This is a genomic window from Actinomadura sp. B10D3 (genome assembly GCF_039871695.1).
Lineage (GTDB): Bacteria > Actinomycetota > Actinomycetes > Streptosporangiales > Streptosporangiaceae > Spirillospora > Spirillospora madurae.
Genome location: NZ_JBDPLY010000007.1, coordinates 231,662 through 256,452, shown reverse-complemented (window position 1 = coordinate 256,452; position 24,791 = coordinate 231,662). Strand labels below are relative to the sequence as shown.

Below are 24,791 nucleotides of genomic sequence, written 5' to 3'. Positions count from 1 at the left end.
GGATCCCTGCTGCACTGGACCCGCAAAATGATCGAGATCCGGCAGCGCCACCCCGTCTTCGGCGTCGGCTCCTACGTCGAACTGTCCGCCTCCAACCCCTCCGTCCTGGCCTTCACCCGCGAGATCAACGGCGCGGACGCCAACCAGTGGGGCGGCATGGACACGGTCCTCTGCGTGAACAACCTGTCCAGGTTCCCGCAGCCCGTCGAGCTCGACCTGCGACGCTTCCGGGGCCACTCCCCGGTCGAGTGCATGGGCGGCGTCCAGTTCCCGGCCATCGGCGAGCTGCCCTATCTGCTGACGCTCCCCGGGCACGGCTTCTACTGGTTCCTGCTCGCGCCCCCGCCCGAGGAGACCGAACCGGGAGAAGGTGTGACGTGACCGCGAAGCCGTCCGGTCCGCCGACCGGCACCTCGCTCGCCCGGCTCCTCGCCGGCTGGCTGCCACGCCAGCGGTGGTTCGGCGGCAAGGACGGCCCCATCGACGACCTGGCCATCGCCACCGCCGTCGAGATCCTCCCCGGCGACCCCGCCCTGCACCACCTCGTCGTCGACGTCCGCCAGAACACCGGCACCGACCACTACCAGATCCTCCTCGGCGTCCGCCGCGACCTGCCCGAGGCGCTGGAACCGCATGCGATCGGCCGGGTGGACGGGCGCGAGCACGGGATCACCGGGTACGTCTACGACGGCGCGCACGACCCGCTGCTGACCCGCCCCCTCCTCGCGCACATGGCGGACGAGCGGACGATCGGGCCGCTGCGCTTCCGCCGCGCCCCCGGGACCGGAATCCGGACGGACCTCGACGCGACGCCGGCCTCCGCCGAGCAGAGCAACACCTCGCTGATCTTCGGCGACGCCTACATCTGCAAGCTGTTCCGCCGCCTGTCCCCCGGCGTCAACCCCGACCTGGAGATCAACCTCGCCCTGTCCCGGGAGGGCTGCGAGCACATCCCGGCCGTGCACGGCTGGATCGAGCTGGACCCGGCCGCGCACGCGGTCTCCGGGCCGGCCCCCGACGAGCCCGTCACGCTCGCGCTGCTGTCGGAGTTCCTGCGCACCGCGACGGACGGCTGGCACCTCGCGCTGACCAGCGTCCGGGACTGGCTCGCCCAGCCGCTCCCGCCCGGGACGGACGGCGGCCCGACCCCGGCCGACGCGGGCGAGGCCGGCGGCGACTTCGCCGCGGAGGCCGAGCGGCTCGGCGCGGCCACCGCCGCGGTGCACCGCGCCCTCGCGGACGCCTTCGGCGTGACGCAGGCGCCGCCCGGGCTGCTGCGGGAGATCGTGTTCGCGATGAACGAGCAGCTCGACCAGGTCAGCGCCGCCGTGCCGGAGCTGCGCCCGTACGCGCACGCCATCCGCGCGGTGTTCGACGAGGTCGCCGCCGGGGCGGGGCCGCTGACGTTCCAGCGCGTCCACGGCGACTATCACCTCGGCCAGGTCCTGCGGACCGAGACCGGCTGGACGCTGCTGGACTTCGAGGGCGAGCCGGCCCGCACGCCCGCCGAGCGCCGGGCCCCCGCGCACCCGCTGCGCGACGTCGCCGGCATGCTCCGCTCGTTCGAGTACGCGGCGCGGTTCCTGCTGGTGCGGGACGCCGGCCTCCACTCCCCCACCGCCGACGTCCTCGAACAGCGCGCCCAGGCGTGGGCGGAGCGGAACCGGGCGGCGTTCTGCGCCGGCTACGCGGCGGCCGGCGGGCCCGACCCGGCGGAGCACGCCGCGCTCGTCCGGGCGTTCGAGTTCGACAAGGCGGTCTACGAGATCCGCTACGAGGCCGCGAACCGGCCCGCCTGGCTCCCCGTCCCGCTGCGGTCCCTGGCCCGTCTGGCCGGCTGACCCGCCCCCGCCGGACGGACCGGACGCTCCGCCGCCGCGTCACAGGTCGATCGAGTAGTCGAGGACGACCCGGTCGGCGGGCAGCACGATGTCGCGGCAGACCTCCATGACGTCGGCGCGCGACAGCATCCTGCGGGTGATGGCGAGAACCGGGACCCCGCCGGTCATCCGGAGCGTCTCGGCCTCCTCGGGCGTCGGCATCCGGGAGCGGACGGACTCCTCGACGCGGGTCGGCGGGTGGCCGAGATAGGCCAGCTGGGCGAGGGTCCCGCCGGGCCACGGCTCGCGCGCCGGGTCGGAGACGGGGGTGTCGCCGACGAGGTCCCACGGCAGGTAGTTGACGGAGATCTGCTGCGGCTCGTCGCGCGCGTAGAAGACGAACCGGCGGCGCAGCAGCTCGATCCCGGTCGGCCGCTCGAACAGCGCGCCGAGCTCGGCGTCCGCCCGCACGCGGGTGAACTCCCGGTCGAGCCGGTACTCCGCCCAGCCGATCTTCTGGTCGCGGGTGAACGTCGTCTCGGGGACCGCCATCGGGCGGGTCACCGCGCGGTACCGGTCCATCGCCACCCGGCGCGCCGGCGGGACGACCCGGACGAGCGTGCCGCCCCCGCGGCGGGTCTCCACCAGGCCCTCGCCGCGCAGCAGCGCGACGGCCTGCCGCACGACGATCTCCGAGACGCCGTGGGCGTCGCACAGCTCGGCGATGGTCGGCAACCGCGACCCGGGCGGAAGGCTGCCGTCCCGGATCCCCTCCCGAAGCGTGTCGGCGATGCGCAGGTAGGCGGGACGATCCGGCACCGGCGTCACCTCCCTTCTTCCGCCGTGCCCCACCCTCGTCCACCTCGACGCCGCGTTCGAATCCGATTCGATCCGGCGTTCGATCCTGGCCCCGCCCTCCTCTCATCCATACCGTTCGCGCGCTATCCGCGGGGGCACGGTCCGCTTACGGACAGCTTGACACCTCTTAGACCGAGTAAGACTTTTGTATACAGAAGAGCGGCCTCGGGGAAGGGACGACCTTGATGGGCGACTTCGACGATCTGAAGGCGGCCATCGAGGGGGACTTTCCGGGTTGGCAGGTGTGGCGCAGCGACGCGGGCCGGTGGTACGCGACGCGCAGCGGCGACCTCACCGACGCCCAGCTACAGGCGGGATGTGCGATGACGGTCGCCGCCGACGACCCGGAGGGGCTCCGCCGGCTCCTGCGCGACCAGGTGCGCGGGGAGTCCGGCGAGTGACGGGAGGACTACATGGGGAACGGCGCGGCCCGGTCCGCGAGCGGGGGCGGACCGGGCCGGGGCGTTCCGGTACGGCAGGTACCTGTGTCGCTGAGGTGACACAGGAGTGGAGCCCAGGGGGGTGGGGTCAATGTCACCCCTGGGGCGAGAAGACGTGACCGCACGGACGGCGCATTCGGCGCGACCCCACGACGAAGAGTCGTGCCGCCCGTGCGGTCGCAACCCCCTCCTCCGGCCCCGCCCCTCGCCTCCCCGGCGGACGATCTTCACTCCCCGGCGGACGATCTTCGCTCGCGGTCCGGTTCAAGCTCGCGGAAACAGGTGGGCGCGCCATGTGAGACCGCCGCTTCTCGGGGCACCCCATTGGGTAAAGGACTCAGTGACGGGAGGCCATGAGCTCATGGCACGGGTGACGCGCGCGGAGATCGACCGGCTCGTCGGCGGCGACCACCACGATCCGCACGGCGTCCTCGGGGCGCATCCCGGCCGGGACGGCGTGCAGGTCCGGGCGCTGCGGCCGATGGCGGAGAAGGTCGAGGTCGTCCTGCCGAACGGCGACCGGCATCCGCTGCGCCACTTCCACCAGGGCCTGTTCACCGGGACGCTGCCGGCCGGCTCGTCCCTCGCCGGGGACGACGAGCGCGCGGCCCCGCTCGCGGTCCCGGACTACCGGCTCGCCGTCGCCTACGGGGACGGCGTCGAGACGATCCAGGACGACCCGTACCGGCACCTGCCGACGCTCGGCGAGCTCGACCTGCACCTGATCGGCGAGGGGCGCCACGAGGAGCTGTGGCGGGCGCTCGGCGCCCGCGTCCGCTCCTACGCGTCCGCGTTCGGCACGGTGTACGGGACGGCCTTCGCGGTGTGGGCGCCGACGGCGCGCGGCGTCCGGGTGGTCGGCGACTTCAACCACTGGGACGGCCGCGCCCACCCGATGCGCTCGCTCGGCTCCACCGGCGTCTGGGAGCTGTTCGTCCCCGGCATCGGCGACGGCATGTGCTACAAGTACGAGATCCTCGGCGCGGACGGGGTGTGGCGCACCAAGGCCGACCCGATGGCGCAGGCGACCGAGCGACCGCCGGCGACCGCGTCCCGCGTGTTCACCTCCTCCCACGAGTGGGCCGACGGCGAGTGGATGGACGCCCGGAAGGACCACGACTGGCTGCACGAGCCGATGAGCGTGTACGAGGTGCATCTCGGGTCGTGGCGTCCAGGGCTCGGCTACCGGCAACTGGCCGAGGAGCTGACCCATTACGTGCGCGACATGGGTTTCACGCACGTGGAGCTGCTTCCGGTCGCCGAACACCCCTACGGCCCGTCCTGGGGCTACCAGGTGACGTCCTACTACGCGCCCACGGCACGGTTCGGGAACCCGGACGACTTCCGGTACCTCGTCGACCGCCTCCACCAGGCGGGCATCGGCGTCATCATCGACTGGGTGCCGGCCCACTTCCCCAAGGACGAGTGGGCCCTGGCCCGTTTCGACGGCACCTCGCTGTACGAGCACGATGATCCGGCGCGCGGCGAGCATCCCGACTGGGGGACGCTCGTCTTCAACTTCGGCCGCGCGGAGGTCCGCAACTTCCTGGTGGCGAACGCGTCCTTCTGGCTGGAGGAGTTCCACATCGACGGGCTGCGCGTGGACGCGGTCGCCTCGATGCTGTACCTGGACTACTCGCGCAAGGAGGGCGAGTGGTCGCCCAACATCTACGGCGGGCGCGAGAACCTGGAGGCGATCTCCTTCCTCCAGGAGATGAACGCGACCGTCTACAAGCGCAACCCCGGGATCATGACGATCGCCGAGGAGTCCACGGCGTGGCCCGGGGTGTCCCGCCCGACCCATCTCGGCGGGCTCGGGTTCGGGTTCAAGTGGAACATGGGCTGGATGCACGACACGCTCGAATACCTGCGCCACGAGCCGGTGTTCCGGCACTACCACCACAACGAGATCACCTTCTCGCTGGTGTACGCGTTCTCGGAGAACTACGTCCTGCCGCTCTCGCACGACGAGGTCGTCCACGGCAAGGGGTCGCTGCTGAGCAAGATGCCCGGCGACGCCTGGCAGCAGTTCGCGGGAATGCGCGCCCTGCTCGCCTACATGTGGTCGCATCCCGGCAAGCAGCTGCTGTTCATGGGGCAGGAGTTCGGGCAGGGCGCCGAATGGGCCGAGGAGCGCCCGCTCGACTGGTGGCTGCTGGACAACGCCGCCGAGGGCGCCCACCACCTGGGGCTGCAGCGGCTCGTCCGCGAGCTGAACCACGCCTACCAGGCCGAACCCGCACTGTGGACGCGCGACAGCGACCCCGAGGGGTTCCGCTGGATCGACGGCAACGACGCGGGCGGCAACACGCTCTCCTACCTGCGCTACGGGACGTCCCAGGACGGTGACCCGCCGGTCATGGCGTGCGTCGTCAACTTCTCGGGCGCCCCGCACGAGGACTACCGGCTGGGGCTCCCCCGCGAGGGCGGCTGGCGCGAGGTCGTCAACACCGACGCCTTCGAGTACGGCGGCAGCGGTGTCGGCAATCTCGGCCGGGTCGAGGCGTCCGGCGAACCGTGGCACGGGCTTCCGGCGTCCACCGTGATGCGCGTCCCGCCCCTCGGAGCGGTGTGGCTCGTCCCTGAATAGGGTGACGGGATGACCGTCGCGCAGCGCCTGAACATCGTTCCCGGCCAGTTCACCGTCGAGCATCTGCCGCACGCGACGCTCCCGGAGGACGACGAGTGGATCGCCATGGTGCGCGCGCCCGAGGGCCTCACCGTCGTCCGGGACGCGTCACCGTTCTCGGAGGCGGAACGGTGGGTCGGCTTCTACGGCGAGACGGCGCACGGACTGGACACGCCGGGCATGCTCGCCGCCGTCGTCGGCCCGCTCGCCGGCGCGGGCGTGTCCGTCTTCGTCGCCTCGACCTACCACGCCGACCTGGTCCTCGTCCCGGAGCACCGGCTGAAGGAGGCCACGGCGGCGCTGCGCGACGCCGGGCACCGCGTCGGGGAGTAGGCCGGGACCGAGCGGGGCCTAGAGGCGTCCGAGGAGCCAGCGCGGACCGGTGACGGCGGCGCCGGCGGCCTCGCAGCGGGCCCGCAGCTCCCGGTCGGCCGTCACCACGAGGTGCTGGGTGCCGGGGCCGGCCTGCTCGACGAGGTCGACGATCTGGTCGTCCCCGCTGCCGGACGCCGCGACGACCCGCACGCCGCCGGACGGCTCGTCCGCGACGCGCCGCGCCGCGCCCTCGACCACCAGCACCACCTCGGGGAAGCAGCGGTCGAACGGGACCAGCCCGTCCGGCAGGCTTCGCACGCCGCCGTCCAGCTTCTTCAGGTCGTCGCGGAGCCGCGCGTTCGCCCCCGCCCTGTCCTTCCACCAGCCGTCGGCGCGCGCGCCCACGACGTTGGCCGCGTCCACGATCAGCACGACGCTCTTCATGGCGCCCTGGAGGCGGGGCCAGGAGCGCGCGAACGGCTCGAACAGCTTGCGGTCGGTGACCTCTTCTACACGGACCCATTCCGCCCTGCGCGTCTCCCGCGACGCGGCCCTCACATCGGCGCGTTTGGCCAGTGAGCCCATCACGGACGTGAACGACCAGCCGCCATGGTCTTCGACGCTCGTGCCGTGCACCGTCACCGTCGCGGTGTCGAGCGTGCACTCCTCGGACGTCTCCCGGAGCGCGCCGGTGACGGCGTCCTCGTGGCTGTGCAGGGCGCCGCCGAACATGCCCCACGTCCCGCCGCCGAGCCCCCACCACGCGCGCTGCTGGAGCAGGATCCACACCTGGCCGCCGGCGTCGCGGTGGTAGGCCAGCAGGCCGGCCGCGCCGAACCGCCCCCAGTGCGTGTGCCCCTGACCGCAGCTCGCCCAGCCGTCCCCGTCACCCATGCGTCCGACCATAGCGCCGGACGGGGAGCGCATAGGCTGGGCGCATGGTTGATCCCGGCACAGTCGTCAACGCGATCAAACAGGCCCGCGACCGGCGGACCGCCCCGCTGATCCTCGAACTGGACCTCACCGAGGGCATCGTGGAGACCGCGCCGTCCGACCCGATCTCGGCGATCCTGTCGATGCGGCGGACGAGCCTGCGCGACGTCCTGGACGGGCTGCGCCGCGCCCGCTCCGACGACCGGGTGCGCGCCCTCGTCGTGAAGGTCACCGGCTCCATCGGCCTCGCCCTCGCCCAGGAGCTGCGCGAGGCGGTGCAGGCCCTGCGGGACGCGGGCAAGTTCACCGTCGCGTGGGCGGAGACGTTCGGCGAGACCGGCCGGGGCACCGTCCCGTACTACCTGGCGACCGGGTTCGACAAGGTCTACCTGCAGCCCACCGGCGAGGTCGGCCTGACCGGCGTCGCGCTGGAGGAGCCGTTCTTCGCGGGCGCCCTGGAGAAGGCGGGCGTCCGGCCGCGGTTCGCCCAGCGGTACGAGTACAAGACCATGGCGAACACGTTCATGGAGAAGACGTACACGCCGGAGCACGAGGAGTCGTCGCAGCGGCTCGTCACCTCGCTCGGCGAGCAGATCACCGCCGGCATCGCCGCGGCCCGCGGCCTACCGGAGGACAAGGTCCGCGAGCTCACCGACCGCGGCCCCCTCCTCGCCGCCGAGGCCCTGGAGGAGAACCTCGTCGACCGCCTCGGCTACCGCGACGAGGTGTACGGCGACCTGCGCGACGAGTTCGGCGAGGAGGCGCAGCTGCGCTTCGTGTCCCGCTACAACCGCGCGCACGGCCTCGCGAGCCGGCTCCCGCAGCCCGGCAAGCAGGACGTCGTCGCCTACATCAACGGGCAGGGCCCGATCCGGCTCGGCCGCAGCGGGCGCGGCGGGCCGCTCCCGAACTCCGGCCCCGCGATGGGGTCGGACACGATCGGCGCCGCGTTCCGCGCCGCCGTGAAGGACGACCGCGTCAAGGCGATCGTGTTCCGGGTGAACAGCCCCGGCGGCTCCGCGGTCGCGTCCGACGCGATCTGGCGCGAGGTGGTGCTCGCGCGCCGCGCCGGCAAGCCGGTGGTCGTGTCCATGGGCAACGTCGCCGCGTCCGGCGGCTACTACGTCGCGATGGCCGCGGACACGATCGTCGCGCAGCCCGGCACCATCACCGGCTCGATCGGCGTCGTCGTCGGCAAGGCGGTGGTGAACGACCTGCTGGAGCGGGTCGGCATCGGCCTCGGGTCCGTCGCCGACGGCGATCACGCCCGCATGTTCAGCGCCACCAAGGATTTCAGCGACTCCGAGTGGGAGCGCGTCAACGCCTCCCTCGACCGGATCTACGACGACTTCACCGCGAAGGTCGCCGAGGGCCGCACGCTGTCCCGCGAGCGCGTCCACGAGCTGGCCCGGGGCCGCGTCTGGACGGGCGCGGACGCCAAGGACCGCGGCCTCGTCGACGAGCTGGGCGGGGTCGACCTGGCCCTGGAGATCGCCCGCAAGAAGGCGGGCCTGGCCACCGACGCCCCGGTCCGCGTGTACCCGCACACCTCCCCGCTGGAGCGGCTGCGCCCGCCGGAGTCCAGCGAGGACCGCGCCGCCGCGTCCGCGCGCTTCGACGCGTGGGGCTCGCTCTCCGGCCTCGCCGCCCGCCTCGGCCTCCCCTCCGCCGGCCCCCTCACGCTGCCGGGCACCTGGGAGATCCGCTGACCGGCGAGTTCGCGGAGGCCGTCGCGACCTTCGCCACGGGCGTGGTCGTGCTGACCGTCCGCGACGGCCGCGACGACCTCGGCACCACGATCACCTCGTTCATGTCGCTCTCCCTGGACCCGCCGATGGTCCTGGCGAGCGTGGCGACGGGTTCCTACCTCACCGAGGTCCTGAACCGCCAGAGCCGCTGGGCGGCGACGGTCCTGTCCACGTCCCAGCGCGCCCTGGCCGGGCGTTTCGCCAGCGAGGGCCGCCCGAGCGCCCGCATCCTCCTGGCCGCCGAACCCCACCACCGCGGCCCCCGCGCGGACGCCCTGATCCCCCAGGCGGGCGTCACCGCCCTCGAATGCGAGACCCGGCAGACGATGGAGGCGGGCGACCACACCCTCTTCGCCGCCGAGGTCCTCTCGACGGACTACATCGCCCGCGACCGCAAACCCCTGATCAGGGTCGACCGCCGGTACGTCACCACGGAGTGAGCCAAGAGGGCGCCCCCTACGCCGCCGGGTCCCGGCGGACCTCGACCCGGCGGCCCCGCTTCCACACGGCGCGGGTCTGGGGGACGCCGGGGCGGTAGGCGAGGTGGATGTGGGACGGGGCGTCGAGCACGTGGACGTCCGCGCGGGCGCCCGGGGAGAGGTGGCCCACGTCGGTGCGGCGGAGGGCCCGGGCGCCGCCGGCGGTGGCGGACCAGACGGCCTCGGCCGGGGTCATGCGCATGTCGCGGACGGCCACGGCGATGCAGAAGGCCATGCTGGAGCTGTAGCAGGAGCCGGGGTTGCAGTCGGTGGCGAGGGCGACGGTGGCTCCCGCGTCCAGGAGGCGGCGGGCGTCCGGGTAGGGCTGGCGGGTGGAGAACTCGACACCGGGCAGGAGGGTCGCGACCGTCCGGGACGAGGCCAGCGCGTCCACGTCGGCGTCGCCGAGGAAGGTGCAGTGGTCGGCCGACGCGGCGTCCAGCTCGACGGCCAGCCGCACGGCCGGGCCCTGGGTGAGCTGGTTCGCGTGGAGGCGGGGCGCCAGGCCCGCCTTGATGCCGGCCTGGAGGACCTCGCGGGCCTGGTCGGCGTCGAAGGCGCCCCGCTCGCAGAAGACGTCCACCCAGCGGGCGTGCGGGGCGCAGGCCGCGAGCATGTCGGTCGCCGCGAGGCGGGTGTACGACGCGGCGTCGTGCCCGGCGGGGACGACGTGGGCGCCCAGGTAGGTGACCTCGTCGGCCTCCTCGGCGGCGATGCGGACGGCGCGCTCCTCCTGCTCGACCGTGAGGCCGTAGCCGGACTTGCACTCGACGGTCGTCGTGCCCTGGCGGGCCATCTCGCCGACGAGGCGGCGCAGGTTGGCGCGCAGGTCGTCGTCGGACGCGGCGCGGGTGCGCTCGACGGTGGTGCGGATGCCGCCCGCGGCGTACTTCTCGCCGCTCATCCGGGCGGCGAACTCCTCGGCGCGCTCCCCGGCGAAGACGAGATGGGCGTGGGAGTCGACGAAGCCCGGGAGGACGGCGCGCCCTCCCGCGTCGAACGCCTCGTCGGCTTCGGGCGCGTCCCGGGACGGGCCGGTCCAGGCGACCGTGCCGTCCTCGATCACCAGGGCGGCGTCGCGGAGGACGGCGAGTCCGTCGCCCACGGCGGGATCGTTGGTGACCAGTTCCCCGATGTTCGTGATGACCGTGCTCACCCGGGCAGGATCTCACGCGGCCCCGGGCAGGTCTCAGGCGGTCACGCGGAGCCAGACGTCGGCGGTGGCCGCGCCGCGGGCCAGCCGCAGCCGCCAGCAGCCGGGCTCGCCGAGCCGGTAGCCGGCGCCCCACTCGTCGCCGGGGCGCTTGAAGCTGCTGCCGCCGTGCGCCTCCGGCCCCCAGACGACCTCGTGTTCCTCGCCGTGAGGGTCGAAGACCGCGAGCCGGAGCGGTCCCGAGCCCGTCACCCGCCACACGATCTTGAGGTCCTGGCCGGCGCGGAGCGGCGGGTAGCGCTCCCGCGTCATCATCAGTCCCCACGCCTGGAGGCCGCGGCCGGTGCCGCGCACCTCGGGCATGCCGTCCGCGAAGTCCGCGGCGCCGTACGGGGCGACCGGTGACGCCGGGCGGCATCCGGGCGCCCCGTCAGGACCGGCGGGACCGGCCGTGCCGGCGGTGCCGGGTGTGGAGGCCGGCGGGCGGGCGGACGGTGCGGCGCCGCCGTCCCGCCCTCCGGTGGAGCATCCGGCGACGGCGAGCAGGAGCGCCGTCGCGGCGGCGGTCAGCGGCGCCGGGCCGCCTCCTCCAGGATCGGGCTCGTGCCGCGCTTCAGGGCCCGCAGGTGCACGACGCCGCGCCGCTCGGCGAAGACCTCGACGACCTGGCGGGTGTGGCTGCCCGTCGAGGCGTGCTCCATCCGCACGCCCGGCCCGACGCGCAGCGACGTGCACTTGAAGTGGATGGCGTAGACGTTCTGGGGGACGCCGGCGACGACGGAGTCGCACACCATCACCTTCTTCGTGCCGTCCTCCATGTCCTCCACGACCGCGTAGCCGTGGTCGGTGGGCAGATAGTAGTCCGAACTCATGTGACCGTCCTTTCTTGGTGTTGTGGTGGTCAGAGCGGGCGGACGGGCGAGTCGCCGTCGCAGTCGATCCCGAACATCACCTGCCTCCAGTCGCCGGCGAACGCGAAAACTCCGCCGGAGGTCGCGACCCCGAGCCGGGACGGGACCCGGGTCGCGTCCACGTGCCGGCGCACCCGCCCCATCGAGTGGACGCCGTCCATGTCCTGCCAGAGCGAGACGTTGAGCAGCGTCCGGGTGCGCCAGCCGACCATGAGAGAGGTCCCGAGGAACCCGGTGGCGTGCCGCCGCACGTCCCGCGCCAGCCGCTTGTGCAGGACGAGCAGGACGAGCAGCGCCCACAGGCCGGGGCACTCGAACCGCGTCACGATGATCACGCCGTCCTTCACAGCGCCTGGGCGGCCGTCAGGGCGGCCAGCGTCACCAGGGCCGTCCCTGACAGGGCGCGCACCGATCTCAGCCACAGCCGCTCCCTTCTCGTGCCCATGTCGATCAGCGCCGGGGTGAAGCGCACGCTCGCCAGCGCGACGCCGAGGTTGGACAGCAGCGCCAGGCCGACCATGACCGGCGCGGCCGCCCACGGGTCCAGCAGGACCACCGCGGCGATCCCGGCCCAGACCAGCGACGCCGCCTTCTGCGTCGTCACGAGCAGGCCCAGGTCGAAGCCCCACACCACGCCGAGGAAGCCGGGCCGCAGCCGGTACACGAGCACCTGCGGGACCTGCCGCCACGCGTGCGGCGTGCGGCCGGCGAGGTCGGCGATCCCGAACCCGAGCGCCACGGCCGCCAGGGCGAGCGTCCGCGGGGTCTCGGGCAGGGCCGCGTGCAGCCCGCGTCCCGCCACGTGGAGCAGCAGCGCCACGAGCAGCCCGGACAGCACCCCGCCCGCGGCGAGGCCGGCCAGGAAGCGCGCGCCGTCCGCCGGACGGCGGCGCATCATGGGGCCGGAGACTCCGGCCATCGACCGGCCTCATGGGCTCAGGACGTGCAGGACCGCGCCGATCCCGCCGATGACCACCCAGGTGACCATCCGGAACCCGTCAGTTGTAGCGGCACTCGAAGGCCGAGTGCTGCTTGCCGCTGTAGTAGGCCTCGCAGCAGGAGCAGTGCAGGGTGCCGCTCATGGAGCAGCCCCAGAGGTAGTCCATGTTGTTCCGGCACGTGGTCATGGAGACGTTGGGGCACACGGCGAGGTTGCAGCAGTTCTTCTTGCAGATGGCGTAGGCGGGTTCGGAGCGGCCGAACACCGCCGACGCGGCGGTCAGGCCGCCCGCGCCGAGGGCGCCGAGGAAGCCGCGCCGGGCGAACCTCCCCGTGGCCTTTCCGACCCGTCCGGTCTTCGTGGTCATGACACTCCCTTCGGTTCGTTGACCTTCGTCCTGAGCGCCTGGACGTCCTGGAAGACGAGGGCGGATTCGAGCCGCCCGCCCCGCATGACGAGCGCGGTCGGGCTCATCCGGACGTTGAACGCGTCCGCCACCCAGCTGCCGCCCTCGTCGACGTAGTGCGTGAGCCTCTCCAGCCCGTACTGCCGGACGAAGCGCTCCCCGCGGGCCCGCTCGCCGGTCGAGACGACGACCGCCATGCCGTTCCCGGTGCCGCGGTCCAGCTCGTCCGAGAGCTGCTGGGCGACGTCCTTGCAGGTCGAGCAGGCGGTGCTGAGCACGAGGACGGTCTGGGCCGCGTCCAGGTCGGCGGACCCGGGGGCGAGGCCGGCCAGCTCGGCGGGCCAGGAGCCGGGTTCCGCGCCGAGCCGCGCGTCGTCCAGCGGCCAGATCTCGGTGTCGCGGGCGGCGGCGGTCTCCCGCTCGGTCGGCAGCCGGGAGCCGAGCTCGCCGAGCATCGCGAAGAGCAGCACGACCGCGGCGACGAGGATCAGCAGCACGGCGCCGAAGAAGATCTCCATCATGGGTGTTCCTCCGTCTATCGCGAGGCCGGCAGGGGGCGGGTGAGGTCCTTGACGAGGCCGCGGTGCGCCCACAGGCACAGCAGCAGCGCGCCGCAGGCCAGCCCGGTGCTGACCTGGAAGAAGTAGGCGGCGGGCTCCGCGGTCCCGGCCGCCTGGTTGAGCACCGGAACGGTCATGAGCAGCGCCCCGGCGAGCACGTTGGGCCAGCCGAGGGGACGGCCGCCGGTGGCGCCGAGGCAGCCGCAGGCGGTGCCGCCGCCGCGCACCAGGCCGAGGACGCCGGCCAGCGCGAAGCTCGCGCCGAGGACGCCCGTGGCCCACGCGCCGACCGGGCGCGTGGCGGTGCCGGCCAGCGCCAGGGCCGCGAGGATCTCCGCACCGGCGAAGAGGCGGACATGGGCCCGGGTGAAGCCTTTCCCGGATCGCCGGAAAAGCGCGTTCAGCGCGCGACTCAGCCGCGCCGGGGAAACGGTTTTGGCGACGCCCGCGACGAACAACACGGAGGCGGCCGCGGAATTGGCGACGACGAGGACAGAATCATGAACAGCCATGGCGGGCCGACCTCGCGGAAAAAACTGGATCGAAACAGGGAGCCGACGTGATCTTTTTAACCCAGCTTGATCACGTCGTCAATACACATTTTCCGCAGGCGTACTCTGAGTCGTATTACTCAATTGGGCCGCCCAGGTTGCTCAATCGGCGGCCCGCCACTCCCCCGTCCCGGCCGGGGCGCCGAGGTCGAGCCGCCGGAGTTCCACGCGGGTCCGCACGCCCAGCTTGGGATACGCGCGATAGAGGTGGTTGCCGACGGTCCGCGGGCTGAGGAAGAGCCGGGCCGCGATCTCGCGGTTGCTCGCACCCGCCGCGGCGAGCCGCACGATCTGGAGTTCCTGGTGGGTGAGCCGGCCGAGCCCGCCGTCCTTTTCCGGCCGCTCCGCGGTGCGCGCCCCGGTCGCGGACAGTTCCGTTTTCGCCCGTTCGCCCCAGGCCCGCGCGCCGAGTTCCTCGAAGGTCTTCAGCGCGAGACCTAAATGCTTTCCCGCCTCCGCGCGTCGCCGCGTCCGCCGCAGCCACTCGCCATAAAGCAATTCTGTGCGCGCCCGCTCGTAAATATCGGAGTCGTTCCGGCGGAACAGCTCGGCCGCGTCCACGAAATGGCGTTCGGCCGTGGCGGGATCGGCCAGGAGGGCGCGGCAGCGCGCGGCGAGCGCGCGGATGCCCGGGGACGACGTCCGCCGCGCCCACCGTTCGAGCAGGGACAGGGGACGCTCCGCCCGCTCGGGGCGCCCGGAGCGCACCGCCGCCTCGGCCCGGTCCGCCGCCTGGCGGGCGAGGCTCGCGACCGGGCCGCCCTCCGGCGCGTCCTCGGGCAGCTCCTCCAGCCGGGCCAGCGCGCCCGCGTGCCGCCCGGCGCCGAGATCGAGGAGCGCTAGAGCCCAGGTGCCGAGCGTGGCCGTCGGGGCGATCCCCTCCGCGCGGGCGTGCTCCAGCCCTTCCGCGACGAGGACCGCGCAGCGCCCCTCGTCCCCCTCGACCGCGGCGAGCCAGCCGAGGAGGCAGCTCAGGTGGGCGGCCCGGTACCGCGCGCCGGCCTCGCCGGCCAGCCGCAGCCCCTCCTCGGCCGCCGCCCGCGCCTCGCGGTGCCGGCCTCGGCCGATCAGGGTGTGGGCGAGCGCCTGCAGCGCGTACGGCAGCCGTCCGGGTACGTCACGGCAGTCCCGCGCGAACCGCGAGACCGTCTCGCAGGAGTCGGTGAAGGGGATGAGGGACGCCGCGAGCCGGCGGTCCGGCCCGTGCGGAAGCGGGTGCCGCCGCCCGGCGGGCACCCGCGCGCCGCGGGCCGCGCTCACCGCCGCGTCGACGACCCGCGGCAGCTCCGCCGGGACGGACCCGGCCGGGAGCGGGACGTCCCGCAGCGCGCCGGCCGCCTCCCGCACGAGCCGCGGGTCGCCGGCGTGCCAGCCGCACCGGACGGCCTCGGCGAGCATCAGCGCCGCCTCCGCCGGGTCCCGCCCGCCGATCGGGGCCGCGCCGTCGATCAGGGTCCGGGCGGCGCGCCGCGGGGACCCGCGCTCGAACTCCACCGCGGCCTCGGCCTGCGCGAGCTCGGCGCGGGTCAGCGGGTCGGCCGCGAGCGGCGCGGCCCGCGCGACCAGGTCGGCCGCGCCGTCGAGCAGGCCCGCCTGGCTCGCCGCGCGGGCGGCGGCCGCGAGCCGGTGGGCGCGGGTGCGGCCGTCGGCGGTCAGCTCGGCGGCGCGGGCGTAGCAGAGGTACGCCCGCCGGTCGCCCGACCACTCCCCGGCACGTTCCAGTTCCGCCGCGACGTACGCGCGGCGTCCCACGGCGGCGGCCGCCAGATGCCAGGCCCGCAGTTCGGGTTCGCCGTCCCCGGCGCTGTCGGCGAGCGCGCGGTGGACGGCCCGGCGCTCGGACGTGGTCGCGTGGTGGTAGGCGACGGCCTTGACCAGCGGGTGCGCGAAGCCGATGGTCAGGCCGGTCGCCCGGAGCAGCCCGGCGCGCTCGGCGGGCGCGAGGTCGGCGACCGTCGAGCCGAGCCGTCCGGCCGCCGCCGTGATGCGGGCGGCGTCGCGGGTGTCGTCGGCGGCGGCGACGAGCAGGAGGGTCCGCGCGGCGGGCGGCAGCGCGGCGAGCCGCGCGCCCGCCTCGGCCTGGACCGTTCCGCCGAGGGGCGAGGTGCCGTCGTGGAAGGTGAACGGGTTGACGCGTCCCGCCCGCTGGGCCGAGGACAGGCAGGACGCGAGGAGCCGCAGCGCGGCCGGGTTGCCGCCCGCCTCGGCGCGGACGCGGTCCCGCGCGGGCGGCGGGAGCAGCGCGCGGAGGATCTCGGCGGCGTCGTCCGGGCCGAGGCGCGCGGGGCGGATCTCGGCCAGCCCGGACGACCCGAACGTCGCGTCGTCGCGGGCCGCCGCCAGCAGCGCGACCCGCTCGGCGCCGAGCCGGCGGGCCGCGTAGACGAGCGCGTCCGCCGACGCGGCGTCCAGCCACTGCGCGTCGTCGACGAGGCAGAGCACGGGACGTCCGGCGCCCGCCCGGCGCAGCAGCGACAGGACGGCCCGGCGCGCGGTGAAGACCTCCTCGCGGCCGGCCGCGCCGGACTCGCTCACGGCGCGCAGCCGCTCGGCGTCGGGGCCGCCGAGGTCGCGCACCGGCCGCAGCATCAGGTCGAGGGCGGCGAACGGCTGCTCGGCCTCGGGCGGGTAGCCGGCGCAGCGCAGGACGAGGGCGCCGGCCGCCAGGCCGGCCGCGTGGTCGAGGAGGGCGCTCTTGCCGATGCCCTGCTCGCCGCGGATGACGGCGGCCCCGCCGGCCCCGGCCCGCGCCCCGGCGACCAGCCGTTCGATCTCCGCGCACTCGGCGGCCCTGCCCTGCAACATCGGCGCCCCACACGCGTTCGGATGCGGCACTCAAGATCAACCACCGCATGATCGCATGGGTGCGCGGCGCCGCTCCCTAACCGGAAAGCACCGAGAGTGTCACCATCCCCCGCGGCCCCACCGGACGCAGCGCCACGTCACACGAGGTCAGCCGGGCAGGACGCCCGGCGCACGCCGGAACGGGCGTCCGGGTCCGGTCAGGCGGGGCCCGGCGCCGTCGCGGCGGTGACGGCCGCGGTGAGCGCGCCGGGAACGTCGTCGATCAGCAGGTGGCGGCCGTCGTGGACGACCTGCCGGCCGGAGACGACGACGTGCCGGACGTCGGCGGCGGTCGCGGCGAAGACGGCGGCCTCGGCGGCGTGGTCCGGGCCGGCGCCCGCCGTCCGGACCGAGTCGAGGGAGACGGTGACGAGGTCGGCGTACGCGCCGGGCTCCAGGCGTCCCGCCTCGGGCCAGCCGAGCGCGTAGTGGCCGTTGCAGGTGGCGGCGGCGAGCAGCTCCCCGGCCGTCCAGTGCCCCCGGACCCGGGTGCGGAGCCGCTCGTCCAGCTCGACCGCGCGGGCCTCCTCGAACAGGTCGATGAACGCGTGCTGGTCGGTGCCGAGGCAGAGGGGGGAGCCGGCGTCCGCGAGGCCGCGGGCCGGGCCGATCCCGTCGGCGAGGTCGCGTTCGGTCGTCGGGCACATGCACACCCCGGTCATCGTCGCCCCGAGCAGGCCGATGTCCTCCTCGGTGAGGTGTGTCGCGTGGACGGCCGTGGTCAGCGCCCCGAGCGCCCCCGCCTCGGCGAGCAGCCGCGTCGGCGTCATGCCGTAGGCGTCCCGGCAGTCCTGGTTCTCGGCGGGCTGCTCCGACAGGTGGACGTGCAGCGGCGCGCGGTGCTCCCTCGCCCAGGACGCGACGGCCCGCAGCTGCTCGCGCGGCACCGCCCGGACGGAGTGGATCGCGGCGCCGACGCGGGCGTGCAGCCGTCCCGCCTTGTCGGTCCGCTCGTGCAGGGACTCGACGCGGCGCACCCAGTTGCCGGCGGTGCCGTCGCCGAAGCGGAGCTGCGGGCCCTTCAGCGGGCGGCCGATGCCGCCGGCGAGGTAGCAGGCGTCGAGGAGCGTGATCCGGATGCCCGCGTCGGACGCGGCGGCGATCAGCGCCTCGCCCATCGCGTTCGGGTCGCCGTAGGGGCCGCCGCCCGGCCGGTGGTGCAGGTAGTGGAACTCGCCGACGCAGCTGACCCCGGCGAGGGCCATCTCGGCGAACACGGCGGTGGCGAGGGCGCGGTAGGAGTCGGGGTCGAGCCGGTCGGCGACCGTGTACATCTGCTCGCGCCACGTCCAGAACGTCCCGGCGTGCGCCTGGACGCGGGAGCGGAGGGCGCGGTGGAACGCGTGGGAGTGCGCGTTCGCCAGGCCCGGCACGGTCAGGCCGGGGAGCCGCTGGGCGTTCGGGGCGGAGGGGACGCCGGCCTGGAGCCTGGTGATCCGCTCGCCGTCGGCCTCGATGAGCACGTCGGGCGCGACACCGTCGCCGAGCCAGGCGAACTGGGCATGCCACTGCATATCGGAAGTCCTACCCGCGGGCCAGGTCGCCCAGTACCGCGGCGAGGGCCTCCACTCCGGCGAGGCAGTCGGCCGGTTCCGCGCACTCGGCGGGCGCGTGCGAGATCCCGGTCGGGTTCCGGACGAACAGCATCGCGGCCGGCACCCGCGCCGCGAGGACGCCCGCGTCGTGCCCGGCCCCCGTCGGCAGGACGGGCACCCCGCCGAGCGTCGTGCCGATCCGGTCCCGCAGCGCCCGGTTGAAGTCGACGATCGCGGAGTAGGACTCCTCGGCGAGGTCGACGCTGACCCGGTGCGGGCGCGCGGCGACGCGGGCGGCCTCGTCGACGTCCTGGACGGTCCGCCGGACATCCTCGTCGACCGGTCCCCGGGCGTCCAGCCAGGCGGTGACCGACGAGGGGATGGCGTTCACCCCGCCCGGCACGACCCGGACCTTCCCGACCGTCGCCACGGTGCCGTGGCGCTCCGCCGCCGCGCGCGCGGCGATCACCATGTGGGCGAACGGCAGCATCGGGTCACGACGGTCGGGGAGCCTGGTCGTCCCCGCGTGGTCGCCCTCGCCGGTGAACTCGAACCGCCACCGGCCGTGCGGGACGATCGTGCTCGCGACCCCGACGGGCCCGGTCAGCGCCCTCCCCTGCTCGACGTGCAGCTCGACGTGGCAGGCGATCCGCCCGAGGAGGTCCTCGTCCGGGCCGATCGCGTCGGGGTCGAACCCGGCGTTGTGCATCACCTCGGCGAACGTGTGGCCGTCGCCGTCGGTCAGGCGGCGCGCCCGCCCCGGGGCGATCGCCCCGGTCAGCAGCCGCGACCCCAGGCACGCCACGCCGAACCGCGCGCCCTCCTCCTCGGCGAACGCCGCGATCCCGAGCGGCCGGGAGGGGGTGACGCCGCGCTCCCTGAGCAGGTCGATCGCGGCGAACGCCGACACGATGCCGAGCGGCCCGTCGAAGGCGCCCCCGCCCGGGACGGAGTCGAGATGGCTGCCGGTCAGGACGGCGTCACCGCGCGAGCCGTCCGGCGGGAACCACCAGGCGAACATGTTGCCGTTGGGGTCGTGCTCGACCTCCAGGTCGCGGCGGCGCGCCTCGTCCAGGAACCAGGCCCGGCACTCCATCTCCGGCGGCGTCCACGCGAACCGGTGGTAGCCGCCGGTCGCCTCGTCCCGCCCGACCGGCAGCAGCGCCGCCCACATCTCCTCGAAACTCATGGGCCCTCTCCCCGTGGGGGGCCGACTCCCCACACCCCCCGGTTCGCTTCGCTCATTTCATCGGAATTCGAACCCCGCGCTCCGCGGCGACCTCGGCGGCGCGGTCGTAGCCGGCGTCGACGTGGCGCATGACGCCGGTGCCGGGGTCGTTGGTCAGGACGCGCCGCAGCTTCTCGCCCGCGAGCGCCGTCCCGTCCGCGACGCAGACCTGGCCGGCGTGGATGGAGCGGCCGATGCCGACCCCGCCGCCGTGGTGGATCGACACCCAGGTCGCACCGGACGCGGTGTTGAGCATGGCGTTGAGCAGCGGCCAGTCGGCGATCGCGTCCGACCCGTCCTTCATGCCCTCGGTCTCCCGGTATGGGCTGGCGACGGACCCGCAGTCGAGATGGTCGCGGCCGAGGACGATCGGCGCGCTGATCTCGCCGCGGGCGACCAGGTCGTTGAACGCCTCGCCCGCCCTGTCGCGCTCGCCGTAGCCGAGCCAGCAGATCCGGGACGGCAGGCCCTGGAAGTGGACCTTCTCCCCCGCCATCCGGATCCAGCGGGTCAGCGGCTCGTTGTCCGGGAACAGGTCGAGGATCGCCCGGTCGGTGCGGGCGATGTCCTTCGGGTCGCCGGAGAGCGCCGCCCACCGGAACGGCCCCTTGCCCTCGCAGAACAGCGGCCTGATGTAGGCGGGCACGAAGCCGGGGAACTCGAAGGCGCGCGCGTAGCCGGCGAGCTGCGCCTCGCCGCGGATGGAGTTCCCGTAGTCGAACACCTCGGCGCCCGCGTCCTGGAAACCGACCATCGCCTCGACGTGGACGGCCATGGATTCGCGGGCCTTGGCGATGAAGCCGTCCCGGTCCTTGTCGCGTTCGGCGGCCATGTCCTCGAACGCGACGCCGCGCGGCAGGTAGGCGAGCGGGTCGTGTGCGCTCGTCTGGTCGGTGACGATGTCGATCGGGGCGCCGCGCCGCAGCAGCTCGGGGACGACGTCGGCGGCGTTGCCGAGGACCGCGATCGACAGGGGGCGCCGCTCGTCCCGCGCCTCCGCGGCGAGGCGCAGCGCCTCGTCCAGGGAGGCCGCCTCGACGTCGCAGTACCGGTGCGCGACGCGCCGCTCGATGCGGGACGGGTCGCACTCGACGCAGATCGCGACGCCGCCGTTCATGGTGACGGCGAGCGGCTGGGCGCCGCCCATCCCGCCGAGCCCCGCGGTCAGCGTGATCGTCCCGGCGAGGGTGCCGCCGAACCGCTTCTCGGCGACGGCGGCGAACGTCTCGTAGGTGCCCTGGAGGATGCCCTGCGTCCCGATGTAAATCCACGACCCGGCGGTCATCTGCCCGAACATCGTCAGGCCGAGCGACTCCAGCCGGCGGAACTCCTCCCACGTCGCCCACTGCGGGACCAGGTTGGAGTTCGCGATCAGCACGCGCGGCGCCCACTCGTGCGTCCGGAAGATCCCGACGGGCTTGCCGGACTGGACGAGCAGGGTCTCGTCGCCCTCCAGATCGGCCAGCGAGCGGAGGATGCCGTCGAAGGCGTCCCAGTTCCGCGCGGCCCTGCCGGAGCCGCCGTAGACGACCAGCTCGTCCGGATGCTCGGCGACCTCGGGGTCGAGGTTGTTCTGGATCATGCGCAGGGCGGCCTCCTGCGGCCAGCCCTTGGCGGCGGTCAGCGAGGTGCCGCGCGGCGCGCGGACGGGACGCGGTTCGGACATGTCGGGCTCCTTAGGAGAGCGGGCCGGTGACGGCCTCGGCGGCGGCGACCAGTGAGCCGTCCCGGACCAGCGCGGTCGCGGCGGCGATCTCGGGGGCGAGGTAGCGGTCCGGGCCGGGCGGCGGGACGGCCTCGCGCAGCCTGGCGACCACGGCGGCGGTCGCCGGCCCGGGCCGCAGCGGGGTGCGCAGGTCCAGCGCCCGCGCGGCGGTGAGGATCTCGATGGCGACCACCTGCGCCAGCCCGTCCACGGCCCGGCGCAGCTTGCGGGCCGCGGTCCACCCCATCGAGACGTGGTCCTCCTGCATGGCCGAGCTCGGGATCGAGTCGGCGCTCGCGGGCGCGGCCAGCCGCTTCAGCTCGGACACGATGCCCGCCTGCGTGTACTGGGCGATCATGTGGCCGGAGTCGACGCCGGGGTCGTCGGCGAGGAAGGCGGGCAGGCCCCCGGACCGCCCCCGGTCGAGCATCCGGTCGGTGCGCCGCTCCGCCATCGACGCGACGTCCGCCACGGGCACCGCGAGGAAGTCGAGCACGTAGGCGACGGGCGCGCCGTGGAAGTTCCCGTTCGACTCGACGCGCCCGTCCGGCAGCACGACGGGGTTGTCGATCGCGGACGCCAGCTCCCGGCCGGCCACCAGCTCGGCGTGCGCGAGCGTGTCGCGGGCGGCGCCGTTGACCTGCGGGGCGCAGCGCAGCGAGTACGCGTCCTGGACGCGGGTGCAGTCGGGGCCGCGATGCGACTCCATGATCTCCGAGGCGGCCAGCAGCGCCCGCAGGTTCGCGGCCGACGCGGCCTGGCCCGGATGCGGCCGCAGCGCCTGGAGGTCGGCGGCGAAGACCCGGTCGGTGCCGAGCAGCGCCTCGACCGTCATCGCGGCGGCCAGGTCCGCGGCGACGAGCAGCCTGCGCAGGTCGTTGATGGCGAGGACGAGCATGCCGAGCATGCCGTCCGTCCCGTTCAGGAGGGCGAGCCCCTCCTTGGCGCCGAGCACGACCGGCGCGATCCCGGCCTCGCCCAGCGCCTCCGCCGCCGGTTTCAGGTTCCCGGCGGCGTCCCTGACCGATCCTTCGCCGATGAGCGCGAGGGCGACGTGCGCGAGCGGCGCGAGGTCGCCGGAGCACCCGAGGCTCCCGTACTCGAAGACCTGCGGGGCGATGCCCGCGTTGAGCAGCTCGGCCAGCGTGCGCGCCGTCGCCGGCTGCACGCCGGTCCGGCCGGTGGCGAGCGTCCGCAGCCTGAGCAGCATCAGCGCCCGGACGACCTCACGCTCCACCTCCGGCCCCGACCCCGCGGCGTGCGACCGGACGATGTTGAGCTGCAACTGCGCGCGCATCTCGGGGGCGATGTGCCGCGTGGCGAGCGCCCCGAAGCCCGTCGACACCCCGTAGACCGGGGTGGGACGGGCCGACAGCTCCTCGATGTGGGCGCGCGCCTCGCCGATCAGCTTCAGCGCCCCGTCCGACAGCGCGACGCGGGCGCCGTCCCGGGCCACCGCGACCACCTGCTCGAACGAGAGCGGTTCCGGCCCCACCTCGACGCCTGCGTCCCCCATACCAAGACCCATACCCACCATTGGAGCGCCTTCCGGGCCGCGTCCCCAGGCCCGGACGGCCCGCCCTGTCTCATATACGAGACAATCGCCGCATGAGCCAGGTGCCCGCCGCCCGCCGCGCCCTCGCGGTGCTCCGCCTGCTGGCGGGCGCGCCCGGCCCGCTCCCCGCGTCCGCGATCGCCCGCGCCCTGGACCTGCCCCGCTCCAGCACCTACCACCTCCTGACGGCGATGGCCGAGGACGGCTTCGTCACCTCCATCCCCGAGGAGCGCCGCTGGGGCCTCGGCGTCGCCGCCTTCGAGATCGGCTCGGCCTACCTGCGCCACGAACCTCTGGAGCGCCTGGCCCGGCCCCTCCTGCGGCGCCTCGTCGACCGGGTGGGCGAGATCGCGCAGCTGGGCGTCCTGCACGGCGCCGAGACGCTCTACCTGCTCAAGGAGCAGCCGCCCCGGCACGCCACCCTGGTCACCGACGTGGGCGTCCGGATGCCCGCCCACCTCACCGCCAGCGGCCTCTCGATGCTCGCCCACCTGCCGCCCGCGCAGGTCAGGGCCCTGTTCCCGGGCCGTTTCGTGGACCGCACCGGCCGGGGCCCGGCGTCCCTGCGCGAGCTGCGCCGCATTCTCGCGCGGGACACGCGCCGCGGCTGGTCGGCCGAGGACGGCCATGTCACCGAGGGCTTCGCCAGCATCGCCGCCTGCGCCTTCGACCACACCGGCCACCCCACGGCGGCGATCACCGTGACGTTCCGCCGCGAGGACCACCCGCCGGAGACGTGGCCCTCCCTCGCCGCCCCGATCCGCACCACCGCCGCCGCGCTGACCACCCGCCTGACCGGCCGCCCCCCGGCCCACTGAACCCCCGGAAAGAAATCTTTGAATTCGTCGTGCCGGGGTGTCGAATGCCGCCGAGCCCGTTCGTAGCCAGGGTGAGAGACCGGAACAGAGCCGGTCGCAGACTCGCAGGGAGCACACCATGACCGCCACCTACACCTTCGACGTCTTCTCCAGCCTCGACGGCTTCGGCGCCGCCACCGGGGACTGGACGGGCTACTGGGGCAAGCAGGGCCCCGAACTCCTCGACCACCGCCTCGCCCTCTACAACGAGGAGCAGCGGCTGATCCTCGGGGCCACCACCTACCGGGCGTTCGCGCAGATGGTGGCGGAGAGCACCGAGGACTCCGACGTGCGCGACCCGTGGGTCACGCGGATGAGGAACCTGCCGACGACGGTCGTGTCGAGCACCCTGGAGGGCCCCCTGAACTGGCCGGACGCCGAGATCGCGAGCGGGGACGCCGTCGACGTCGTCGCCCGGCTCAAGGAGGAGTCCGCGGTGCCGCTGCGCTCGCACGGCAGCCTGTCGCTGAACCGGGCGCTGATGGCCGCCGGCCTGGTCGACCGCGTCCAGGTGACGCTCTTCCCGGTCATCACCGGACAGAGCGGAGCCGACCCGGTCTTCGAGAACGCGGCCGACTTCGACCTCGAACTGATCGAGCACCGGACCCTCGACGACCACATCCAGGAGCTCATCTACCGGCCCACCCTCCACGCCTGAGCCCGGCTCACCTCCCTGGCCGAGCCGGGAAGGTGGCGCGGACGGTGCGGCTCTGAGGGGTGCCCGTCCAGGACCAGGTGGCGGCGAGGGCGTCCACCGCGAGCAGGCCGCGGCCGCCCTCCGCCAGCTCCGTGAGATCGCGCAGGCGCGGCTCGTTCGGACCGCCCTGGTCGGTGACGTAGGCGATGACACCGGCGACGTCCATGCTGAGGTCCACGGTGAACCGGCCGCCGTCCTCCCCGGAGCGGGTGTGCCGGATCGCGTTGACGGCCAGCTCGTCCAGGACGAGGAGCACGTCGTCCAGGGCCGGGAAGTCGGCAAGCAGATGCGCCGCGAACGCCCGGACGAGCCGGACCTGGTCGGGCCTGCCCTGGAACTCGCGCCGCCAGTACATCGGGGACTCGTGCTCGGCGGGGATGGGAACGGCGAGCAGCATTGATCACCTCTCGTGAACGCTGTGTGTCGGCCGCCCCATCCTCCGTAACCATGCGGCTTCGCTGTGCCGAAAGGCCAGGCCAGCGTCCTTTCCGGTGGTCGAGCACGCCTTCCCCGCGAACGTTCACCTCCGTTTACGTAAACGAAGCGAACGGTTCGCGCGGCGAACGTTCATTTCCGGAACGCCACCGAGACGAACAGCCCGGCGGGTTTCACGTGTTCGAACAGCGC

General features: G+C 74.2%; 25 protein-coding genes. 9 read left to right on the top strand and 16 right to left on the bottom strand.

Features of this window, described 5'->3' with window-relative positions:
* Positions 1-381: alpha-glucosidase C-terminal domain-containing protein (locus ABGB11_RS14775; protein ID WP_347632889.1), on the top strand; the 381-nt coding region annotated here is incomplete at its 5' end.
* Positions 378-1,841 carry an aminoglycoside phosphotransferase gene (locus tag ABGB11_RS14770; protein WP_347632887.1) on the top strand — a complete coding sequence of 488 codons (1,464 nt, stop codon included), beginning with the start codon at positions 378-380 and terminating at the stop codon, positions 1,839-1,841. The genes ABGB11_RS14775 and ABGB11_RS14770, both read left to right, overlap by 4 nt.
* 39 nt (positions 1,842-1,880) lie before the next feature.
* Here the strand turns inward: ABGB11_RS14770 and ABGB11_RS14765 are convergent, their stop codons facing one another.
* A complete protein-coding gene (locus ABGB11_RS14765; protein ID WP_347632885.1) occupies positions 1,881-2,639 on the bottom strand; it encodes a GntR family transcriptional regulator in 759 nt (252 codons plus the stop codon).
* Positions 2,640-2,863: 224 nt separating this feature from the next.
* Between ABGB11_RS14765 and ABGB11_RS14760 the strand changes: the two genes are divergently transcribed.
* The 3 genes from ABGB11_RS14760 to ABGB11_RS14750 all read left to right on the top strand — a co-directional run bounded on the left by ABGB11_RS14760 (position 2,864) and on the right by ABGB11_RS14750 (position 6,080).
* Positions 2,864-3,079 (top strand): hypothetical protein, encoded by a 216-nt coding sequence (locus ABGB11_RS14760; protein WP_347632883.1) that lies wholly within the window; start codon positions 2,864-2,866, stop codon positions 3,077-3,079.
* 400 nt (positions 3,080-3,479) lie between these two features.
* The gene (gene glgB, locus ABGB11_RS14755) at positions 3,480-5,708 is read left to right on the top strand and encodes a 1,4-alpha-glucan branching protein GlgB (RefSeq protein ID WP_347632881.1); all 2,229 of its coding nucleotides are present in this window, start codon (positions 3,480-3,482) and stop codon (positions 5,706-5,708) included.
* Between the two features lie 9 nt (positions 5,709-5,717).
* Positions 5,718-6,080 (top strand): ACT domain-containing protein, encoded by a 363-nt coding sequence (locus tag ABGB11_RS14750; RefSeq protein WP_347632879.1) that lies wholly within the window; start codon positions 5,718-5,720, stop codon positions 6,078-6,080.
* Between the two features lie 18 nt (positions 6,081-6,098).
* Here ABGB11_RS14750 and ABGB11_RS14745 read toward each other — a convergent pair whose 3' ends face one another.
* The gene (locus ABGB11_RS14745) at positions 6,099-6,956 is read right to left on the bottom strand and encodes an NUDIX domain-containing protein (RefSeq protein ID WP_347632877.1); all 858 of its coding nucleotides are present in this window, start codon (positions 6,954-6,956) and stop codon (positions 6,099-6,101) included.
* A gap of 44 nt (positions 6,957-7,000) precedes the next feature.
* On the opposite strand from ABGB11_RS14745, the gene sppA reads away from it, so the two are divergent.
* A complete protein-coding gene (gene sppA, locus ABGB11_RS14740; RefSeq protein WP_347632875.1) occupies positions 7,001-8,704 on the top strand; it encodes a signal peptide peptidase SppA in 1,704 nt (567 codons plus the stop codon).
* Positions 8,689-9,183 (top strand): flavin reductase family protein, encoded by a 495-nt coding sequence (locus ABGB11_RS14735; protein ID WP_347632906.1) that lies wholly within the window; start codon positions 8,689-8,691, stop codon positions 9,181-9,183. The genes sppA and ABGB11_RS14735 overlap by 16 nt, the downstream gene beginning before the upstream one ends.
* 16 nt (positions 9,184-9,199) lie before the next feature.
* Here ABGB11_RS14735 and hutI read toward each other — a convergent pair whose 3' ends face one another.
* The 13 genes from hutI to hutH all read right to left on the bottom strand — a co-directional run bounded on the left by hutI (position 9,200) and on the right by hutH (position 22,571).
* The gene (hutI, locus tag ABGB11_RS14730; protein WP_347632873.1) at positions 9,200-10,378 is read right to left on the bottom strand and encodes an imidazolonepropionase; all 1,179 of its coding nucleotides are present in this window, start codon (positions 10,376-10,378) and stop codon (positions 9,200-9,202) included.
* 33 nt (positions 10,379-10,411) lie between these two features.
* On the bottom strand, positions 10,412-10,738 hold the full coding sequence (locus ABGB11_RS14725; protein ID WP_347632871.1) for a hypothetical protein: 327 nt from the start codon (positions 10,736-10,738) through the stop codon (positions 10,412-10,414).
* Between the two features lie 203 nt (positions 10,739-10,941).
* A complete protein-coding gene (locus tag ABGB11_RS14720; protein WP_347632869.1) occupies positions 10,942-11,247 on the bottom strand; it encodes a hypothetical protein in 306 nt (101 codons plus the stop codon).
* Positions 11,248-11,276: 29 nt separating this feature from the next.
* On the bottom strand, positions 11,277-11,621 hold the full coding sequence (locus ABGB11_RS14715; protein WP_347632867.1) for a hypothetical protein: 345 nt from the start codon (positions 11,619-11,621) through the stop codon (positions 11,277-11,279).
* 8 nt (positions 11,622-11,629) lie between these two features.
* On the bottom strand, positions 11,630-12,205 hold the full coding sequence (locus ABGB11_RS14710) for a hypothetical protein (RefSeq protein ID WP_347632865.1): 576 nt from the start codon (positions 12,203-12,205) through the stop codon (positions 11,630-11,632).
* Between the two features lie 79 nt (positions 12,206-12,284).
* Complete coding sequence (locus ABGB11_RS14705) at positions 12,285-12,593, bottom strand: twin-arginine translocation signal domain-containing protein (protein ID WP_021600002.1); 309 nt, start codon at positions 12,591-12,593, stop codon at positions 12,285-12,287.
* Positions 12,590-13,153 carry a hypothetical protein gene (locus ABGB11_RS14700; protein WP_347632863.1) on the bottom strand — a complete coding sequence of 188 codons (564 nt, stop codon included), beginning with the start codon at positions 13,151-13,153 and terminating at the stop codon, positions 12,590-12,592. The genes ABGB11_RS14705 and ABGB11_RS14700 overlap by 4 nt, the downstream gene beginning before the upstream one ends.
* A 14-nt stretch (positions 13,154-13,167) precedes the next feature.
* On the bottom strand, positions 13,168-13,704 hold the full coding sequence (locus ABGB11_RS14695) for a MauE/DoxX family redox-associated membrane protein (RefSeq protein WP_347632861.1): 537 nt from the start codon (positions 13,702-13,704) through the stop codon (positions 13,168-13,170).
* A gap of 141 nt (positions 13,705-13,845) precedes the next feature.
* Positions 13,846-16,548, bottom strand: coding sequence for an AAA family ATPase (locus tag ABGB11_RS14690; RefSeq protein ID WP_347632860.1), 2,703 nt, complete (start codon positions 16,546-16,548; stop codon positions 13,846-13,848).
* Positions 16,549-16,745: 197 nt separating this feature from the next.
* On the bottom strand, positions 16,746-18,101 hold the full coding sequence (locus tag ABGB11_RS14685) for a formimidoylglutamate deiminase (protein WP_347632858.1): 1,356 nt from the start codon (positions 18,099-18,101) through the stop codon (positions 16,746-16,748).
* A 10-nt stretch (positions 18,102-18,111) separates the two neighbouring features.
* Positions 18,112-19,311 (bottom strand): allantoate amidohydrolase, encoded by a 1,200-nt coding sequence (locus tag ABGB11_RS14680; protein WP_347632856.1) that lies wholly within the window; start codon positions 19,309-19,311, stop codon positions 18,112-18,114.
* A 52-nt stretch (positions 19,312-19,363) separates the two neighbouring features.
* Positions 19,364-21,016 (bottom strand): urocanate hydratase, encoded by a 1,653-nt coding sequence (gene hutU / locus ABGB11_RS14675; RefSeq protein WP_347632854.1) that lies wholly within the window; start codon positions 21,014-21,016, stop codon positions 19,364-19,366.
* 10 nt (positions 21,017-21,026) lie between these two features.
* Positions 21,027-22,571 carry a histidine ammonia-lyase gene (gene hutH / locus ABGB11_RS14670; RefSeq protein ID WP_347632852.1) on the bottom strand — a complete coding sequence of 515 codons (1,545 nt, stop codon included), beginning with the start codon at positions 22,569-22,571 and terminating at the stop codon, positions 21,027-21,029.
* Between the two features lie 92 nt (positions 22,572-22,663).
* Here hutH and ABGB11_RS14665 point away from each other — a divergent pair, with 92 nt between their 5' ends.
* Both ABGB11_RS14665 and ABGB11_RS14660 read left to right on the top strand, forming a co-directional pair.
* On the top strand, positions 22,664-23,428 hold the full coding sequence (locus ABGB11_RS14665) for an IclR family transcriptional regulator (protein ID WP_347632850.1): 765 nt from the start codon (positions 22,664-22,666) through the stop codon (positions 23,426-23,428).
* Between the two features lie 118 nt (positions 23,429-23,546).
* On the top strand, positions 23,547-24,125 hold the full coding sequence (locus tag ABGB11_RS14660) for a dihydrofolate reductase family protein (protein ID WP_347632848.1): 579 nt from the start codon (positions 23,547-23,549) through the stop codon (positions 24,123-24,125).
* A 7-nt stretch (positions 24,126-24,132) separates the two neighbouring features.
* On the opposite strand, the gene ABGB11_RS14655 is transcribed toward ABGB11_RS14660, so the two are convergent.
* A complete protein-coding gene (locus ABGB11_RS14655) occupies positions 24,133-24,561 on the bottom strand; it encodes an ATP-binding protein (protein ID WP_347632846.1) in 429 nt (142 codons plus the stop codon).
* Positions 24,562-24,791: the final 230 nt, after the last annotated feature.

Bases quoted from the DNA above. Each gene is read 5' to 3' on its own strand.
- ABGB11_RS14725 (WP_347632871.1), bottom strand. From the start codon at position 10,738: ATGCCCGAGGTGCGCGGCACCGGCCGCGGCCTCCAGGCGTGGGGACTG.
- ABGB11_RS14760 (WP_347632883.1), top strand. From the start codon at position 2,864: ATGGGCGACTTCGACGATCTGAAGGCGGCCATCGAGGGGGACTTTCCG.
- ABGB11_RS14720 (WP_347632869.1), bottom strand. From the start codon at position 11,247: ATGAGTTCGGACTACTATCTGCCCACCGACCACGGCTACGCGGTCGTG.
- ABGB11_RS14750 (WP_347632879.1), top strand. From the start codon at position 5,718: ATGACCGTCGCGCAGCGCCTGAACATCGTTCCCGGCCAGTTCACCGTC.
- ABGB11_RS14710 (WP_347632865.1), bottom strand. From the start codon at position 12,205: ATGGCCGGAGTCTCCGGCCCCATGATGCGCCGCCGTCCGGCGGACGGC.
- ABGB11_RS14685 (WP_347632858.1), bottom strand. From the start codon at position 18,101: ATGCAGTGGCATGCCCAGTTCGCCTGGCTCGGCGACGGTGTCGCGCCC.
- ABGB11_RS14745 (WP_347632877.1), bottom strand. From the start codon at position 6,956: ATGGGTGACGGGGACGGCTGGGCGAGCTGCGGTCAGGGGCACACGCAC.
- ABGB11_RS14680 (WP_347632856.1), bottom strand. From the start codon at position 19,311: ATGAGTTTCGAGGAGATGTGGGCGGCGCTGCTGCCGGTCGGGCGGGAC.
- hutU (WP_347632854.1), bottom strand. From the start codon at position 21,016: ATGTCCGAACCGCGTCCCGTCCGCGCGCCGCGCGGCACCTCGCTGACC.
- hutH (WP_347632852.1), bottom strand. From the start codon at position 22,571: ATGGGGGACGCAGGCGTCGAGGTGGGGCCGGAACCGCTCTCGTTCGAG.
- ABGB11_RS14660 (WP_347632848.1), top strand. From the start codon at position 23,547: ATGACCGCCACCTACACCTTCGACGTCTTCTCCAGCCTCGACGGCTTC.
- ABGB11_RS14655 (WP_347632846.1), bottom strand. From the start codon at position 24,561: ATGCTGCTCGCCGTTCCCATCCCCGCCGAGCACGAGTCCCCGATGTAC.
- glgB (WP_347632881.1), top strand. From the start codon at position 3,480: ATGGCACGGGTGACGCGCGCGGAGATCGACCGGCTCGTCGGCGGCGAC.
- ABGB11_RS14695 (WP_347632861.1), bottom strand. From the start codon at position 13,704: ATGGCTGTTCATGATTCTGTCCTCGTCGTCGCCAATTCCGCGGCCGCC.
- sppA (WP_347632875.1), top strand. From the start codon at position 7,001: ATGGTTGATCCCGGCACAGTCGTCAACGCGATCAAACAGGCCCGCGAC.
- ABGB11_RS14690 (WP_347632860.1), bottom strand. From the start codon at position 16,548: ATGTTGCAGGGCAGGGCCGCCGAGTGCGCGGAGATCGAACGGCTGGTC.
- ABGB11_RS14665 (WP_347632850.1), top strand. From the start codon at position 22,664: ATGAGCCAGGTGCCCGCCGCCCGCCGCGCCCTCGCGGTGCTCCGCCTG.
- ABGB11_RS14705 (WP_021600002.1), bottom strand. From the start codon at position 12,593: ATGACCACGAAGACCGGACGGGTCGGAAAGGCCACGGGGAGGTTCGCC.
- ABGB11_RS14700 (WP_347632863.1), bottom strand. From the start codon at position 13,153: ATGATGGAGATCTTCTTCGGCGCCGTGCTGCTGATCCTCGTCGCCGCG.